This is a genomic window from Kitasatospora sp. NPDC054768 (genome assembly GCF_053612025.1).
The window spans coordinates 1-1,579 of record NZ_JBSHBN010000342.1; the positions used below are offsets into that span (position 1 = coordinate 1).

A 1,579-nucleotide genomic window follows, 5' to 3' on the forward strand; every position below is an offset into this window, starting at 1 on the left:
ATTCAAGGACACCGCCGTCCTCACTGACCTCACCAACACCACCCTGTACGGCGATATCGCACTCAGGATCTCCACCGTCAACAATCAGACTAATTACACCCTGGAACTATTTAAAAACAACGATGGCACCGGCACCAGCCAACTCTACTACCCGGCCACCACCGTCGCTGTCCCGCCAGGTTCCCTCGAAGACCAGGTCAAGTCCGTCAAGGTGTACAACGGCCCGCCTGCGAACTGTTTCTGCCTCTACGGAGACGGCAACTACGGCGGAGCTCAGTGGGTTTTCAAAAACGCCGTCGGCCATGTCGACCTCACCAATACCTCCCGTTACGGTGTAGCCTCCGGGGCGATCTCATCGGCCCGCAACAACAGCACGAACGCGATCGAGGTATTCGACCAGCCCAGCGAGCACGGAAAACTCCAACTTATCCCTCCCAGCGGATCTATCAGCTCCGTCTTCGGCCATCTCAACGACAGGATCAAGTCGTTCACCGTCTACGGGGCCCTCCAATTCCCGACCCCCTGTGTTGTGGCCAACAAGCGCAGCTGGAAAGTTGTCGATGTCAACAACAGCTCCACCACCGTCGGGCTCACACTCCAGCAGTGGGTCCACCTTGGATACAACAATCAGCGATGGATCATCGTTCCCGCCGGCGGAGGCGCCTCCCGCTTCCATAACGTAAACTCACTTCTCGCCATGGGCGTCCAGGGAAACTCGACCAGTGATTCCGCAAAAACCACCCAGGAATACCCGGACGCCGACAACCCCTCCCAGAAATGGAAAATTGGCTCGTGGGACAGCTACTGGCTCATCACCAACGTGCGAAGCAACAAGGTACTCGACGTCTCCGGCGGATCGACCTCGAACGGTGCGCCCGTCATCCAGTACAAAATTAACTGGCATGACAATCAAGCCTGGGAATTCCTCGTCCCACGAAACCCGTAAGCCAGCCGCTGGCGCATAGGTCGCCTATTGGTTTATCTGGAAGGATAGTGTGCAATGAGTATTCCCGTTCCTCCTGTCGATCAGCGTAGTATGGATGACCTAGTGTCGGGCGCGAAGTCGGCGGTCCGTCAGAAGGTCCCTTCATGGGCGGGTGTGGATGGTCCGGATGCGGGGACGGCTCTGGTGGAGGCCTGCGCCGGCATGGTGGCACCACTCATCGAGCGGGTGAACCGGGCGGCTGACAAGGACCGGTTGGCGGTGCTGGCGGAAGTCGGCGCGCAGCCGCGGCCGGCGTCTCCGGCGCGGACGCAGGTGGAGTTCTCGATGACGGTCGCGCTGCCGAGGCCTGTGGAGATCCCGGCCGGCACGCAAGTGGTGGCGGATGTTCCGGGTGGTGGCGAGGCCGCCTTCGCCACTACGCAGGACGCGTTGTTGTATTCCTGCACGCTGCTGAACAGTGGGGTGTACAAGGGGGCGCAGTATCGGTCGGACGACAGGACGTTTACGGGGATGCTCGGTGCGTTCGGTGCGTCGGTGGAGTTGACGCAGGCCGACGTGCTGTTGGCGGTGTTGTCGAATCCGGTGCCCGATACCCGGGTTTCGGTGCAGGTGCAGGTCGGTACCGCGCCGTCG

Annotated in this window: 1 protein-coding gene and 1 pseudogene; both read left to right on the forward strand. The window is 60.7% G+C overall.

All coding sequences use genetic code 11. From position 1 onward, the window contains the following. The coding region (locus tag ACWGKU_RS40990) for an RICIN domain-containing protein (protein ID WP_452191837.1) at window positions 1–946 on the forward strand (946 nt) is incomplete at its 5' end. Between the two features lie 54 nt (window positions 947–1,000). After that, window positions 1,001–1,579 (forward strand): annotated as a pseudogene (locus ACWGKU_RS40995) (hypothetical protein); the annotation flags it as partial.